We start from the raw sequence: 13522 nt of genomic DNA, 5'->3' as shown, positions 1-13522 counted from the left end.
TGCATGATGGGACGGCAGGCACGGATCCCCCGGTGATCATGAAGCGTAGAGAACTCCATGATCGGGCGAACCGTGCCTGCCCTACTACTGCCGCCCAGTCGGGCACCTACTGGCGGACGTTCTTAGCAGTTTGACCCTTGTGGGTGATGACAGCGCCTGCGAGCAGTACCCATACTCGGCTTATGGCAACTAAGAAGGTCACCATCACCTTGCCTGACGAGGTGCTGGAATACATCAAGGCGTCCGTGGACGAGCGCGGCGTTTCCGCGTACGTGACCGCCGCTGTGGAGCACAAGGTGGCCATGGACAAGCTGCGCGGGCTGTCGGACCTCTTGGACGAGGAGTACGGGCCGCTCACCGATGAGGAGCTCCGCGCCGCGGACGCCCGTCTGGATGCCATGGACGCCTGGCACGCAGGCAGAGATGAAGGCGGACGCGAGGGCGAGGTGGACCCGCTCGAGGGGAAGGCTGCCGCATGACGCCGCGCACCGCACCGGGCCTGATTTCGCAGCCACGGATCCTCGTACTCGACTCCGAAGCGCTGTCCAAGGCCGCCCGAGGTGATCGCGAGGTACGGGGCATGATCAGGCGGGCGCCCAACCGCGAGATGCACGTGGTCACCTCGTCGCTCACGACGCTGGAGGCGTGGGACCCCCGGGCCGGTGTCCGGCAGCAGGCGTGGGACTGGTTCCTGTCGAGCGTCGACATCGTGCATACCGATGACGAGATCATTGCGACGGCCCGCTCCCTCCTGCGGGAAGCGGGCCTGCACGGTCACAAGTACGCGATTGACGCGGTGCTGGCGTCGATCGCCGTCATCGCATCACGGCGTGGCGACATGGTCAATGTCCTCACCTCCGATCTGGACGACATGAAGCGCCTGCTTGGCGCCCACCGCATCCGGATCGAATCCGTCTAGCCGGTGCCGTGCTGGGCGTCGCGACCTGGTGGACCTGGGACCGTCAGGCCGCCAGCGCGTGCTCCGTCCGGACCATGATGCGGGTGCGCAGGGTCAGGGTGGCGGCCGCTGCGAGCAGTCCGGCGACGAGGGCACCCCACCACAGGACCGCCGGGCCGACCCCGGTGTAGAGGGCGACGCCCAGGGTGAGGGCGGAGAAGCGGGCCGTGCCCCAGGTCCAGCTGAAGGCGCCCTGGTAGCGGCCCCGGGCGTCGGCGGGAGCCAGGTCGGCGACCAGGGAGGCCGCGATGCCGGCCACGGCCAGCTCGCCGAGCGACCAGACGGCCACCGAGACCACGTACCCGGTGACGGAGTCCGCGAGCCCGGTCAGCGCCACCCCGGCGGCGATCAGGGCGCTGCCCGCGGCCTGCACCGGGAGCTGCGGCAGTCCCGACAGCTTGGCCGTCACGTACGGCTGCAGGGCCACCACCAGGACGGCGTTGACCGCCGCCAGGGCCCCGTACACGGCCGGCGAGAGCCCGCTGTCGCGGACGGCCAGCGGCAGCGCCACCTCGGTCAGCGAGTACACGAACAGCTGGATCCCGAGCAGCGGGAGCAGCAGGAGCATCAGCCGGTCGCGCAGGACGACCCCGTAGCCCAGGCCCGTGGCCTTGGCCGGAGCGGTGCGGGCCGGCTCGCGCAGCCGGGTCGCGACCACGAGGGCGTAGACGAGCGCCGAGGCTGCGTCGACGGCGAAGAGCAGCCAGTACCCGTGCGCGGCGAGGAATCCGCCGAGGACGCCGGCGACCGCCGTGCCGATGTTGACGCCCCAGTTGAACAGCGCGTACGCCTTCTGGCGCCAGCCGCTGTCCACCGAGTCGGCCAGCAGGGCGAACGCGGCGGGCCCGACGGTGGCTCCGGCGGTGCTGAGCAGCAGCGCGGAGGCGGCCATCGTCCAGAGCCCCGGGGCCAGGAACAGGGCGCCCTGGGCGACGGCGGAGCCGATGAGCCCGATCAGCATGGTCGTGCGGCGGCCGATCCGGTCGGCCAGCAGCCCGCCGAGGGCCGGGCCGAGCAAGTGGCCGGCGCCCAGCGCGCCGAGCACCAAGGAGATGTCGGAGCCGGTGATGCCCCGGTCGGCGAGGAGGAAGACCAGGAACGGGGTGACGAGGTAGCCGAGCCGGTTGATGATCGAACCGGCGAACAGGTTCCAGACGAGGGGCGGGAGGCCGCGGAAGGAGGAGGGCATGACAGGAGCCTGCGCCGGGACGGCCGCGGGTCCTATTGATTAAGGTGGGGCCGAATCCAATGGGCGACGACGGGGGTATGCGGGGCCATGGAATACGAACTGAGCTTCTCCGCGGCCGACCTGGCGCAGACCCGCTTCTCGGTGTCGCCGATGTGGGAGGTCGTCACCAGCTTCCGGCTGCTGAACACCGAGACCGATCCGCCGCTGCACCGCCGCTGGGCCGCGCAGGTGCGGCCCCGGCTGCAGAGCGCGGGCCTGGACCGGGGCTGGCTCGCCGCGCTGATCCCGGGCGCGGGCTACCTCGCGGACTTCCTCAACCCGACCCCGGCCGGCCCCTTCCCGGAACTGGCCGCCGAGCTCGCGGCCATCCGCGGCAGCAGCCCGGAGAACGTGCGCTTCGACCTGGACACGATCACGGGCAGGTCCCGAGGTGGAGGTGCCCGAGGTGGAGGTGCCCGCCCGGCGGCCCGCCTGAGGCTGCTCCACGAGGACCCCGAAGCCGTACTGGAGAAGGTCACCGACGAGATCGAGACCTACTGGGAACTGGCGCTCGCACCCTACTGGCCCCGGGTCCGCCAGCTCCTCGAAGCCGACGTGTTCCACCGGGCCCGGCAGGTCGCCGAGCACGGCTCCGCCCACGTCCTCAACGAGCTCCACGACAGCGTCAGTTGGGACACCGGAACCTTGCGCATGGTCCGCCGGGCCTGCGCGCTGACCCGCGACCAGACCGGCGCCGGACTGCTGCTGGTGCCCTCCGCCTTCGTCTGGCCCCGGATCCTGACCCGCTCGGTGGCCCCCGACCAGCTCCAACTGGCCTACCCGGCCCGGGGGATCGGCACCCTCTGGGAGCCCCGCGCCGCCAAGGCAACCGATGCGGTGGCCGCCGTACTGGGCCGCTCCCGGACCCTGCTGCTCGCCGAACTGGACACCCCGGCCTCCACCACCCAACTGGCCCGGCACAGCGGCCTGTCCGCCGCCGCGGTCTCCCAGCACCTCACGGCCCTGCGCGACGCGGGCCTGGTCACCGGCCACCGCGCCGGCCGCTCGGTCCTGTACGCCCGGACGGCCATCGCGGACGCCCTGCTCACACCGGTGGGGTGACGGGCGGGCCGCCCGGCGGGCCGCCCGTCACCGGCGGAAGGCCTCGTAGGTCATGAATGCGGCGAGGGCCAGCATCGCGAACGCGCAGAGGTAGGCGGCGGTGTATCTCAGCACCACCGGGAGGAACGAGCCCGGGACTTTGGTGCGGTAGGGGCGCAGGGGGTCGTAGACGACGTGGAGGGTCGGCGTCTTGTGCTTGCGGGTGTAGTGCGTGTTTGTGACGCCGTCCGTGGCGGTGAACTCGTACCAGGGGTACGGGATTCCCTGCGGGTCGATGGCGCGGACGGCCTCGACCGTGATGCCGCGCCGGGCCAGGCCCACCCGCACGGACACGGCGAGGACGCCGGCGGCGACGGCGGCCAGGCCGAGGAACAGCGGTATTGCGGTGAGGGCCACGGTGACCGCGACGAACGCTCCGTGGGTGACGCCGGCCCAGATCGTGTAGCCGAGGTAGGCGAGCGCGATGCCCCCGGGCCAGATCAGGGATCTCCAGATGGTCCGGAGCGGCTCCCCGCCGGGTATGGACTCGGTGGTGACCAGTGCGCTGCCGGCCGGGTCCCGTTCCCCGGGCAGGGCGCCGTTGACGGCGGTGGCGAAGGCCGCGGTGGCGGCCGGCTTCCCGCCCGGGAGCTGGTGGGTGGCGCCGTCGGTCAGGACGATCTGGAGGAGCCGCTCGCCCTCGACGCGTGCCTCGTGGACGGCGGCGAGCGGGATGTCGGTGTTCCGCCCGCCCCGGACGATGCGCAGCCGGTCCGTGCCGAGCGAGGCCGTGGCGTCGTCCCCGCGCCAGCGCGGCTGCTCATCGGATGCCGACCTGGTGGTGACCAGTGCGCTGCCGGCCGGGTCCCGGTCCTCGGGAAGGGCGCGGTTGAGGGCGGCGGCGAAGGCCGCGGTGGCGGTCGGATTGTCGCCGTTCAACCGGTGGACGGCGCCGTCGGTCAGGATAATTTCGACGAGCAACTCCTCCCCCGCGCGGGCCTCTTGCACGGCCGCGAGGGGGATGAGCGTGTACTGCGGGCCCTGCTGGATCCGCAGGTGGCCGGCTTCGAGGGTGGCCGACGTGCCGCGGCCGGCGCCGCGCCCGATCAGGACATGGGGAGAGGACATGCCCCTATGATCCGCGGCGCGGCCGGATGGTTGTACGGGAGGGGAGCGGGTTAGTCGAACCAGCGGTCCCGGGCCAACTCCGCCGACCGGGACGGGTCCTCCAGCAGGGCCGCCACCTCGAAGCGGCGCGGCCACTGGCCGGCCGCCCAGGCGAGGGCCGCCGCGACGCCCTCCAGGGTGGAGGCGTGCAGGGTGCCGTCCGGGGTGCGGCGCCAGTCGAGCTCGATGCCGCCCGCCAGGAGTTCCTCGTGCTCCACGTAGCTCTTCGGGGTGGCCGGGCCCAGGAGCTGGTGCACCGACTCGGGGACCTGGTGCTCCTCGCCCTCGGTGGTGACCTCCGCCGGGACCGTCTCCGAGAGGCGTCGGACCTGGAACAGCTCCGCCAGGTCGGCGGCCCGGGACGGGGCCACGGGCAGCAGCGGGAGGCCGGCCGTCAGGGGGAGCAGGTCGGGGGCGTCCGCGATCAGCGCCTCGGCCGCGTCCACCACGACCACCTCGCCGTCCACGACCGCGCGCAGCTCGTCGGGCAGGGTGACCTGTTCGGGGTCCAGTTCTGCCAGCGCCCCGTACAGGCCGTGCAGTTGGCGTCCGCCGACCTCCCGGTCCGGGTCGGCGAGGCGGCCCAGCAGCTCGGCGGCGCCGCCCGGCTCCTCCAGTAGGGCGGGCACGGTGGTGCGTACGCCCAGGGCACGCAGGACCTGCTCGTCCTCGAAGCCGGTGGCGTCCGCCGGGGTGTAGAGGCCGGCCAGCAGCGGGTCGCCGCCCGCCGAGCGCAGGCCGGCCGGGCGGCGGCCGTCCAGGACCGGGTGGTCGCGCAGCCACCAGGCGGTGTACGAGCGCACGGAGCGGGTGGTGCCGTCCGGGAGCAGGACCCGCACGGGCTGGGTCAGGGCGTCCCGGAGCGGAGGCTGGGCCAGCATGGCCAGGGCCTGGGGCCAGCAGTCGTCGTCGACCAGGTCGAGGTCCCGTACGGCGACCAGCTCGGTGGCGACCGGCGGCACGGGGGTGTCGGGGAGCTGGTCCAGAAGGTCCTCGCACCACACGTCGACCGCGTCGAGCAGGCCGGCGTCGTCGGGCTCGGCGAAGTCCCCGTCGCGGGGCTCCAGTTCGTCGGGGTCCAGGACCACGTCGGTGGCGCGGACCAGCTGGAAGGTGGCGAGCACGCCCACGGCGGTGAGGGTCCGCTCGTCCCAGCGCTCCACCAACTCGGCGTCCACGTACGGGATCTCGTCCTCGCGGACCACGGAGGCCAGCGGGGAGCCGGGCAGCAGGAGCTCGCCGGCCGGGGTCGGCTCGCCGTCCTCGTCGGGCAGGGCGAGCGCGCCCAGCCACGGCTCGTCGCCGGGGGAGAGCTCGGCGTCGCGGACGAGTCCGAGGACGATGTCGGCCAGCTCCTCGGGGTCGAGGGCGTCCTCGTCCCAGATCTCCCCGGAGTCCAGGGAGGCCGCGACGGCCGCCCGCACCTGCGGGGTGGTCAGGACGGCGCGCGGGCTCGCCGGGAGCGCGCCGAGCTTCTCCAGCAGCGGGTGCACCGCGTCCGGGTGGGCCACCTTCAGGCCGAGCCGGGCCAGGCTCTGCGGGCTGCCCGAACGCGGGGTGTCCGAACGCGGGGCGTCCGCGCCGGGCAGCAGCAGGTGCCGGGGCCCGATCGCGGTGCGTCCGTCGGCCAGCGGCACGGGAAGGCCGGAGAGCCGGTCCGGGTCGACCCCGGCGAGGCTGTCGTAGAGCCGGTACCACCATTCCGGGGTCCGCTCGATGCCCGCGATCCGCTCGATGGCCTCGCCCAGCGGCAGCCGGCCCACCCCCAGGGTGCGCAGCTCGGGGCGGCGCTCCAGCCCGGCCGGGAGCAGGGTCGGCAGCACCTCCGCGAGGACCCGTACGGTGTCGGCGCCCGCGCCCTCCACCACCTCGGCCTCGAAGGGGCGCAGGGCGGCTCGCCCTTCAGGTTCGCCGGGCTCCCCGCCGGGGGCGGCGGGCGCGAGGAAGGCCGTACGGGGCAGGCGTGCGATGACCGCGGCGCGCAGGGCCCCGTCGAGCTCGCCCTTGCCGAGCGGCCCGGGTACGAGGTCCACGAGCGCGGTGCTCACCGGGTCCCAGGAGCCCAGCAGTTCGGCGTACGCGTCGGCCGCGCGCTCCACGAGGAAGTCGGTCAGCGGCCCCGGCGCGGGGTGCCGGCGGGTGGTGTCCAGCGGCAGGGTGGCGATGAGCAGCGCGGGGATGCCGAGCGGTTCGTCGGTCGGGGTCGGCGCGTGCACCACGGCGGCGGTCGAGGGGCGGACCGGGGCGCCTTCGGCGTCGACGGGCACGGACCAGGACACCGCCCAGACGGGCCGCAGCCGTTCCTCGACGGGCCGGTCCGCGAGCAGCGCCTTCTCGATGGGGCCGGAGTGGCGCACGGTGCGCCATCTCCTGCGGCCGGACGCGGTGTCCGAGGCGGAGTCGGTGATGACGGTGTACGGGCCTTCGGTGCGGCGCGTCAGCGTCCGCACGCCCCCGGTGGGGGTGTCCACGACGACCTCGGCGAGCCCCGGCAGGGTCAGCAGCAGGGCGTCGTCGACGGCGGCGAGCAGCCGTCCGGCCAGCTCCTCGGCGGCGGCATCGCGAAGCGGGAGCACGACGACGGTGTCGTAGCCCTCGGGCGCGGTTCCCTCGGCGGGCAGCGGCAGGCGCAGCAGCGGGACGTGGCCGTCGCGGCGGCGCAGCTCCTCGCCGAGTCCGGAGCTGCCGACGGCGGCGCCCCGGGCCAGCTCCCGGGCCTCGGCCAGGGACCAGCGCACCCCGCCGTGCCGGCCGAGGACGGCGGGCTCGTCGGAGACGGCCAGGACGGCGGCGAAGCCGACGCCGAAGCGGCCGACGCTTCCGGAGGAGTCGTCGCGCTTGGCGGAGGCGCGCAGCGTGGACAGCGATTCCACGCCGGTGGCGTCGAGCGGGGCCCCGGTGTTGGAGACGGCGAGCAGCGCGTGCCCGTCGGGCTGGTCGGTGCCCGCGTGCAGGGTGAGCCGCAGCCGGCCGGGGACCCCGGCGCGGGCGGCCGCGTCGGCGGCGTTCTGCGCGAGTTCCACGACGAGCCGGTCGCGGTAGCCGCCGAGGGCCAGGTCCTCCTCGGCGTTGGCGTCCTCGCGGAAGCGGGCCGGGCCCGCGCCCCAGGCGTCGAGCACCCCGCGTCGCAGCCGGGCCGTGCCGAAGGGGTCCACGCCGTCCTGGGCCGCCGTCACTCGCACGCTCACGCTGCTGCCTCCAAGCTGTACTGCGCTGTACTGCGCCGTACGGCATCCGGGGAACGCCGGACGCCGAGGCCCTGAAGGTATCGCGTGCGTCGGGCGGCTCCGCAAACGAACCGGCTTCAGGCAGACTTCATGAGTCGGTATCGCACTGCTATTTGTGAGGATTGCGCATGATCACGCTCACCAAGGAAGACGGCCCCGCGGACCTGGGCGGCGTAACCCACCTGTCCATCGGGGTCTCGTGGGACCCCACCGTGGGCAGCAGCGGCGGCCTGATGGGCAAGTTCAAGCGGAAGATCGGGACCGACCTGGACCTGATCGCGATCGCGATGCAGGGCGCGGACCCGGTCCGCCTCGCGGGCCTCGACTCCCTGGACCCCATGGGCAACGGCTCGCTGCTCCACAGCGGGGACAACCAGACCGGCCACGGCGAGGGCGACGACGAGACGGTGACCGTCGAGTTCGCCCGGGTACCGGGCAACGTCACGTCCATCGTCTTCGTCGCCGCCGCGTACAAGAAGGGCAGCTCCTTCCAGAGCGCCCGCAACATCAGCTTCAAGGTGTACGACGGCACGGGCGGCAGCACCCAGCAGGTCGCCGACATCTGGCCGAGCCTGCTCGGCAGCGACAACGGCTGCGCCGTGGCCAAGGCGGTCCGGGACGGGGCGAGCTGGAAGCTGCACGTCATCAACCAGACCGGGAAGATCAAGCCGGGCGACGAGCAGGCCCTGATGCGCTTCGCCGTGGCGAAGTAGGCGCAACGGGGAGAGGGGGGCCGGGCTACGCCTTCGCGACGAGGTGCGCGAACACCACGACGTTGGCGTCCCAGTGGCGGTCCTTGGTGAGGTTGCCGCCGCAGGTGATGACGCGCAGTTCGGCCTTGCCGTGGGTGTCCCCGTAGACCTTGTCGGTGGGGAACCGGTCCTTCTTGAACGTGTCGACCTCGTCGACGGCGAAGACGGCGGTGGAGCCGTCGTCGCGGTGGACCTCGATCTTCTCGTCCTTCTTCAGCTTCTTGAGGTTGTAGAAGACGGCCTCGGGCGCCTGCGGGGTGTCCATGTGCCCGACGATGGCGGCCGCGCCCTTCTCCCCGGGGGTCGGGCCCTCCTTGTACCAGGCCGCGTCCTTGGGCTTGGCGAAGTCGGGCTCCTGCATGGCGCCCTGGGCGTCGAGTCCGACGGTGTCGAGCGGGGCGTCGACCTTGATGTCCGGGATCACGATGCGGTCCGGTACGGAGGCGTTCAGCACCGAGGCGGTCTTGGCGTCGGCCGCGTTGTTCTCGACCGCGCCGCCGCCGGCGTCGCCGCCGGAGGAGCAGGAAGAGATCAGGAAGACCGTGAGCGCCGAGGCGCCCGCCAGGGCGGCCACGCGCAGTGCGCGGCCGCTCCGGCGGGGGGCGCGTTCAGGGGCGGACTGCTCAGCCATGGTTCGCGACGTCCGAGGGGACCCAGCCGAGCGGGGCCTGGCCGGTGTTCACGGAACCCTTGGGGGTCTTGTGGTGGCTCGGGTCGACCGGCTTCGGCTTCGGCGTCGGGTTGACCGGGCCGGTGGCGTCGGTGGAGAACTTGACGGTGTCGAACTTCTTGCCGCCCGCGTACGCCTCGACGCCGTAGTAGCCGGACTTGACGTCCTTGGCGACGACCGCGGTGCCGGTCCAGACGCCCTTGCCGTTGCTCTTCAGGTTGACCTGGCCGCCGAAGGCGTCGGACTTGACGAACGCGCTCTTCTCGTTCGCCGCCGTCTTGATGGTGACCAGGATCTTGTCGCCCGGCTTGCCGTTGTCCTTGGACAGGCTGACGGTGGACTCGGTCGGCTTCGGGGCGTCGGCCTTGACCGTGAGCTGCGCGGTGGCCTGGAGCTTCTTGCCGTCGGGGCCCGTGCCGGTGAGGGAGACGCCGTAGGTGCCCGCGGGGACCTTGGCGACGGTGGCCGTGGCGCCGCGGCCGTCGGTCATCTTGACGCCGTCCAGGGCCTTGGAGGAGATGGCCAGGTTCGTCGAGCCGTCCGGGACCTCCATCGAGAGCTGGACGGAGTCGCCGGCCTTGGCCGAGGAGGTCGAGAGCTTCAGGGCCACCGGGGCCGCCTCGGCGCCGGCGCTCGCACTGCTGTGCGCCGTCGGGGTGGAGTCGGCGGCGAACGCGACGGCGGGGGCGGCCAGGGCCATCGACGAGGCGAGGGCGATCGCCGAGAAGGTAAGTGCCTTGCGCATGGGGTTCCTCCTGAACGGGCCGGGGTTCGTTCCCGGCACACCAGACATGAGGGACATCCTGGGGTGGTTGGTTGCGCCCCTCCGAGGGGCCGGGACAGGCCCCTGCCGAAGGTCCCGGGGCATAAAGCCGCAGGCCGCGGAGGCGGCGGGGATCATCCGTTTGCGGACTCTTTGCTGCGATTTTTGGGACCAAGGTCCCGGGGTTCGGGGCCGCGCGGCGGACTTCCTCCTTCAGGGTTCGTTCAGGACCGCCTCAGACCCCCTTCAGGCGGGTCGCGGGCAACGACGAAGCCCCCGGTGACGAGGTGTCACCGGGGGCTCCGGAGCGTGTCGGACGGTCGGGGACCACAGGGGTCGGACCGAATCGGTCAGAGGTTCTCGATGACGTAGTCGACGCAGGCGGTGAGCGCCTGCACGTCCGCCGGGTCGATCGCCGGGAACATCGCGATGCGGAGCTGGTTGCGGCCGAGCTTGCGGTAGGGCTCGGTGTCCACGATGCCGTTGGCGCGCAGCACCTTGGCGACCGCGGCCGCGTCGATGTCGTCCGAGAAGTCGATCGTGCCGATGACGGCCGAGCGCTTGGCGGAGTCCGCGACGAACGGGCTGGCGTACTTCGACGCCTCGGCCCAGCCGTACAGGTGGGCCGCGCTGGCCGCCGTACGGCCGGTCGTGAACTCCAGCCCGCCCTGGCTGTTCATCCACTCCAGCTGCTGGTCCAGCAGGAAGAGGGTGGAGAGCGCCGGGGTGTTGTACGTCTGGTTCTTCAGCGAGTTGTCGATCGCCGTCGGCAGCGAGAAGAACTCCGGGATGTGCCGGCCGGAGGCGTGCACGCGGGCCGCGCGCTCCAGGGCCGCCGGGGAGAACGCCGCCAGCCACAGGCCGCCGTCGGAGGCGAAGGACTTCTGCGGGGCGAAGTAGTAGACGTCGGTCTCGGTGATGTCCACCGGCAGACCGCCGGCGCCCGAGGTCGCGTCCACCAGGACGAGGGAACCCGCGTCGGCGCCCGCGACGCGCTTGATCGGCGCCGCGACACCCGTCGAGGTCTCGTTGTGCGTGTACGCGTACACGTCCACGCCCGCCTCGGCCACCGGGTCCGGGTGGGTGCCCGGGTCGGAGGAGATCACCGACGGCGCGTCCAGCCACGGCGCGGACTTCGCGGCGCTGGCGAACTTGGAGGAGAACTCACCGAAGGTGAGGTGCTGCGACTTCCGCTCGATGAGACCGGCGGTCGCGATGTCCCAGAAGGCGGTGGAGCCGCCGTTGCCCAGGATCACCTCGTAGCCCTCGGGGAGGGAGAAGAGGTCCCGGAGGCCCTGGCGAACCGAGCCGACCAGGTTCTTGACGGGAGCCTGGCGGTGGGAGGTTCCGAGCAGGGAGGTACCGGTGGCGGCGAGGGCGTCCAGCGCCTCGGTCCGCACCTTGGAGGGGCCCGCGCCGAAGCGTCCGTCGGCGGGCTTGATGTCAGCGGGAATCTGGATCTCGGCCACAAGCGGAGCGTATCCGGTCCGGGTCCACGCCTCGGAACCGCGTCCACCCGATGAGATGACACGGGCGGGTGCGAGCCGGTGGGAGACAGGCCGGAGCCGGTGGGAGGCTGTCCGCCGTGACGTCACCCGGTGAACTCGAACGGACCTTGCGGAAGAACCTGCGCGGGGAGGTCGACTTCGGCGCCGCCGCGCGGGCCCTGGCGACGATGGACGCCTCGAACTACCGCCGTGTCCCCGTCGGCGTGGTCGCCCCGCGCGACGCGCAGGACGTGGCCGCCGCGCTCGCGGTGTGCGCCGAAGCCGGGGTCCCGGTCGTCCCGCGCGGCGGCGGCACCTCCATCGCGGGCCAGGCGACGGGCGTCGGCGTGGTGCTGGACCTCACCCGGCACCTGAACGCCCTCGTCTCCCTGGACCCGGCCGCCCGCACCGCCGTGGTCCAGCCCGGACTGGTCCTCGACCGGCTGCGGGACGCGGCCCGCCCGCACGGGCTGACCTTCGGGCCGGATCCCTCCACGCACTCCCGGTGCACGCTCGGCGGGATGATCGGCAACAACGCCTGCGGGGCCCACTCGGTGGCCTGGGGGACCACCGCCGACAACGTGGCCGAGCTGGCCGTGACGGTGTACGGGGGCTCCTCCCACCGGCTCGGCACCGGCTGGCAGGGCGCGCCGGACGGGCTGCGGGAGCTGGTGTCGGGGAACCTGGCGGTCCTGCGCACCGGCATGGCGGGCGGCCCGGCCGACGGCTTCTCGCGGCGGATCTCCGGCTACGGGGGCCTGGACGCGCTGCTCCCCGAGCGGGGCACGGAGGTGGCCCGGGCGTTCTGCGGGAGCGAGGGCACGCTCGGGGTGGTGACCGAGGCGGTGGTACGGCTCGTGGAGCTGCCGGCCGCCCCGGCGCTGGCCGTCCTCGGGTACGCCGACGAGAGCGCGGCCGCCCAGGCCGCGGCGGGACTGCTGGCGTACGGGCCGCTGACCGTGGAGGGGATGGCGGCCGACCTGGTCGGCGAGACGGCGGCGGCCGCCGGGCTCCCGCGGGGCGGGGCGTGGCTGTTCGCGGAGATGCGCGACGAGGGCGCGGCCCGCGCGCTCCTGCGGGCCTCCGACGCGGTGGACTGCCTGCTGCTCACCGACCCCGCGGCGCAGCGGGCCCTGTGGCGGATCCGCGAGGACGCCGCCGGCACGGCGACCCGGATGCCCGACGGGTCCATGGCCTGGCCGGGGTGGGAGGACTGCGCGGTACCGCCCGCCCGGCTCGGCGCGTACCTGCGGGAATTCCGGGCCCTGCTGGCGGAGCACGGGCTGCGCGGATCCCCGTACGGCCACTTCGGCGAGGGCTGCGTCCACGTGCGGATCGACTTCGACCTGGTGACTCCGCCGGGCGTGGCCCGCTTCCGGGCCTTCTCCTCGGACCTCGCCGACCTGGTCGTCGCGCACGGGGGCTCCCTGTCCGGGGAGCACGGGGACGGGCAGGCGCGGGCGGAGCTGCTGCCGCGGATGTACGGGCCTTCGGTGATCGGGCTCTTCGAGTCCTACAAGCGGGTCTGGGACCCGGCGGGCGGCATGAACCCCGGGATCCTGGTCCGCCCGGCGCGCCTCGACGAGAACCTCCGCTTCGCGGTGCTCCCGGCGTCACCGATGGCGAGGGAGGTGGCGCGGTGCGTCGGCGTCGCGAAATGCCGGTCGACGGACGTCGGGGGGCCGGGGGTGATGTGCCCGTCGTACCGGGCCACGGGGGAGGAGCGCCACTCCACGCGGGGGCGGGCCCGGCTGCTGCACGAGATGCTGGCCGGGGAGATCGTGACCGACGGCTGGCGGTCGGCGGAGGTGGCCGAGGCGCTGGATCTGTGCCTCGGCTGCAAGGGCTGCCGCAGCGACTGCCCGGTGGGGGTCGACATGGCCGCCTACAAGGCGGAGTTCCTCCACCACCACTGGGCGGGCCGGCTGCGCCCGCTCTCCCACTACCTCCTGGGCGGGCTGCCTGGCTGGCTCCGCCTGATCGCCGCCCTCCGCCTGGCCCGCCCCCTGAACCTCCTGTCCCGCTTCCTCCGGCTCCCGGGCCTGGAACGGTCCCGGCCCTTGCCCCGGCTGGCCCGGATCCCGTTCCGGCGCGGGTGGCGTGCCGTGGTCCGCTCCGCGGGGTCCGGTCCCCTACCCGCCCTTCCACCGTTCCCCGGGCTGCGCCCGGACTCCTTGCCGGGTGCGGCGCCGTTGCCGGGGGCCAGCCCCCGGACCCCCGCGCCTCAAA

The 13522-nt window shown here is 73.5% G+C and carries 11 protein-coding genes; 5 read left to right on the top strand and 6 right to left on the bottom strand.

Features of this window, described 5'->3' with window-relative positions:
• Positions 1-182 precede the first annotated feature (182 nt).
• Together AC061S_RS43410 and AC061S_RS43405 are read left to right on the top strand one after the other, a co-directional pair.
• Positions 183-479 carry a hypothetical protein gene (locus tag AC061S_RS43410; protein ID WP_243342172.1) on the top strand — a complete coding sequence of 99 codons (297 nt, stop codon included), beginning with the start codon at positions 183-185 and terminating at the stop codon, positions 477-479.
• Positions 476-919 (top strand): hypothetical protein, encoded by a 444-nt coding sequence (locus tag AC061S_RS43405; RefSeq protein WP_478691400.1) that lies wholly within the window; start codon positions 476-478, stop codon positions 917-919. The genes AC061S_RS43410 and AC061S_RS43405 overlap by 4 nt, the downstream gene beginning before the upstream one ends.
• 43 nt (positions 920-962) lie before the next feature.
• On the opposite strand, the gene AC061S_RS43400 is transcribed toward AC061S_RS43405, so the two are convergent.
• Positions 963-2147, bottom strand: a complete 1185-nt coding sequence (locus tag AC061S_RS43400; RefSeq protein ID WP_478691399.1) for an MFS transporter — start codon at positions 2145-2147, stop codon at positions 963-965.
• A gap of 87 nt (positions 2148-2234) precedes the next feature.
• Between AC061S_RS43400 and AC061S_RS43395 the strand changes: the two genes are divergently transcribed.
• Positions 2235-3248, top strand: a complete 1014-nt coding sequence (locus AC061S_RS43395; RefSeq protein ID WP_478691398.1) for an ArsR/SmtB family transcription factor — start codon at positions 2235-2237, stop codon at positions 3246-3248.
• A 27-nt stretch (positions 3249-3275) separates the two neighbouring features.
• Here the strand turns inward: AC061S_RS43395 and AC061S_RS43390 are convergent, their stop codons facing one another.
• Positions 3276-4355 carry a hypothetical protein gene (locus AC061S_RS43390; protein ID WP_478691397.1) on the bottom strand — a complete coding sequence of 360 codons (1080 nt, stop codon included), beginning with the start codon at positions 4353-4355 and terminating at the stop codon, positions 3276-3278.
• Positions 4356-4405: 50 nt separating this feature from the next.
• Positions 4406-7582: a sacsin N-terminal ATP-binding-like domain-containing protein gene (locus AC061S_RS43385; protein WP_478691396.1), complete on the bottom strand. Its 3177-nt coding sequence runs from the start codon at positions 7580-7582 to the stop codon at positions 4406-4408.
• 167 nt (positions 7583-7749) lie between these two features.
• Between AC061S_RS43385 and AC061S_RS43380 the strand changes: the two genes are divergently transcribed.
• Entirely contained in the window at positions 7750-8334 is a 585-nt protein-coding gene (locus AC061S_RS43380) for a TerD family protein (RefSeq protein WP_478691395.1), read from the top strand.
• 25 nt (positions 8335-8359) lie between these two features.
• On the opposite strand, the gene AC061S_RS43375 is transcribed toward AC061S_RS43380, so the two are convergent.
• The 3 genes from AC061S_RS43375 to serC all read right to left on the bottom strand — a co-directional run bounded on the left by AC061S_RS43375 (position 8360) and on the right by serC (position 11275).
• Entirely contained in the window at positions 8360-9004 is a 645-nt protein-coding gene (locus AC061S_RS43375; protein ID WP_478691394.1) for a class F sortase, read from the bottom strand.
• Positions 8997-9788, bottom strand: a complete 792-nt coding sequence (locus AC061S_RS43370) for a hypothetical protein (RefSeq protein WP_478691393.1) — start codon at positions 9786-9788, stop codon at positions 8997-8999. The genes AC061S_RS43375 and AC061S_RS43370 overlap by 8 nt, the downstream gene beginning before the upstream one ends.
• Positions 9789-10156: 368 nt before the next feature.
• The gene (gene serC / locus AC061S_RS43365; RefSeq protein WP_478691392.1) at positions 10157-11275 is read right to left on the bottom strand and encodes a phosphoserine transaminase; all 1119 of its coding nucleotides are present in this window, start codon (positions 11273-11275) and stop codon (positions 10157-10159) included.
• 116 nt (positions 11276-11391) lie between these two features.
• On the opposite strand from serC, the gene AC061S_RS43360 reads away from it, so the two are divergent.
• On the top strand, positions 11392-13522 hold a 2131-nt coding region (locus tag AC061S_RS43360; protein WP_478691391.1), incomplete at its 3' end, for an FAD-binding and (Fe-S)-binding domain-containing protein.

This window comes from Streptomyces sp. CA189 (assembly GCF_056428985.1).
Note: the sequence above shows the minus strand (reverse complement) of the source record. Positions and strands in the feature narration are given on the sequence as shown.

Excerpts from the sequence above, each read along its gene's own strand:
- AC061S_RS43390 (WP_478691397.1), bottom strand. The coding sequence starts at position 4,355 with ATGTCCTCTCCCCATGTCCTGATCGGGCGCGGCGCCGGCCGCGGCACG.
- AC061S_RS43400 (WP_478691399.1), bottom strand. The coding sequence starts at position 2,147 with ATGCCCTCCTCCTTCCGCGGCCTCCCGCCCCTCGTCTGGAACCTGTTC.
- AC061S_RS43395 (WP_478691398.1), top strand. The coding sequence starts at position 2,235 with ATGGAATACGAACTGAGCTTCTCCGCGGCCGACCTGGCGCAGACCCGC.
- AC061S_RS43370 (WP_478691393.1), bottom strand. The coding sequence starts at position 9,788 with ATGCGCAAGGCACTTACCTTCTCGGCGATCGCCCTCGCCTCGTCGATG.
- AC061S_RS43380 (WP_478691395.1), top strand. The coding sequence starts at position 7,750 with ATGATCACGCTCACCAAGGAAGACGGCCCCGCGGACCTGGGCGGCGTA.
- AC061S_RS43410 (WP_243342172.1), top strand. The coding sequence starts at position 183 with ATGGCAACTAAGAAGGTCACCATCACCTTGCCTGACGAGGTGCTGGAA.
- AC061S_RS43405 (WP_478691400.1), top strand. The coding sequence starts at position 476 with ATGACGCCGCGCACCGCACCGGGCCTGATTTCGCAGCCACGGATCCTC.
- AC061S_RS43375 (WP_478691394.1), bottom strand. The coding sequence starts at position 9,004 with ATGGCTGAGCAGTCCGCCCCTGAACGCGCCCCCCGCCGGAGCGGCCGC.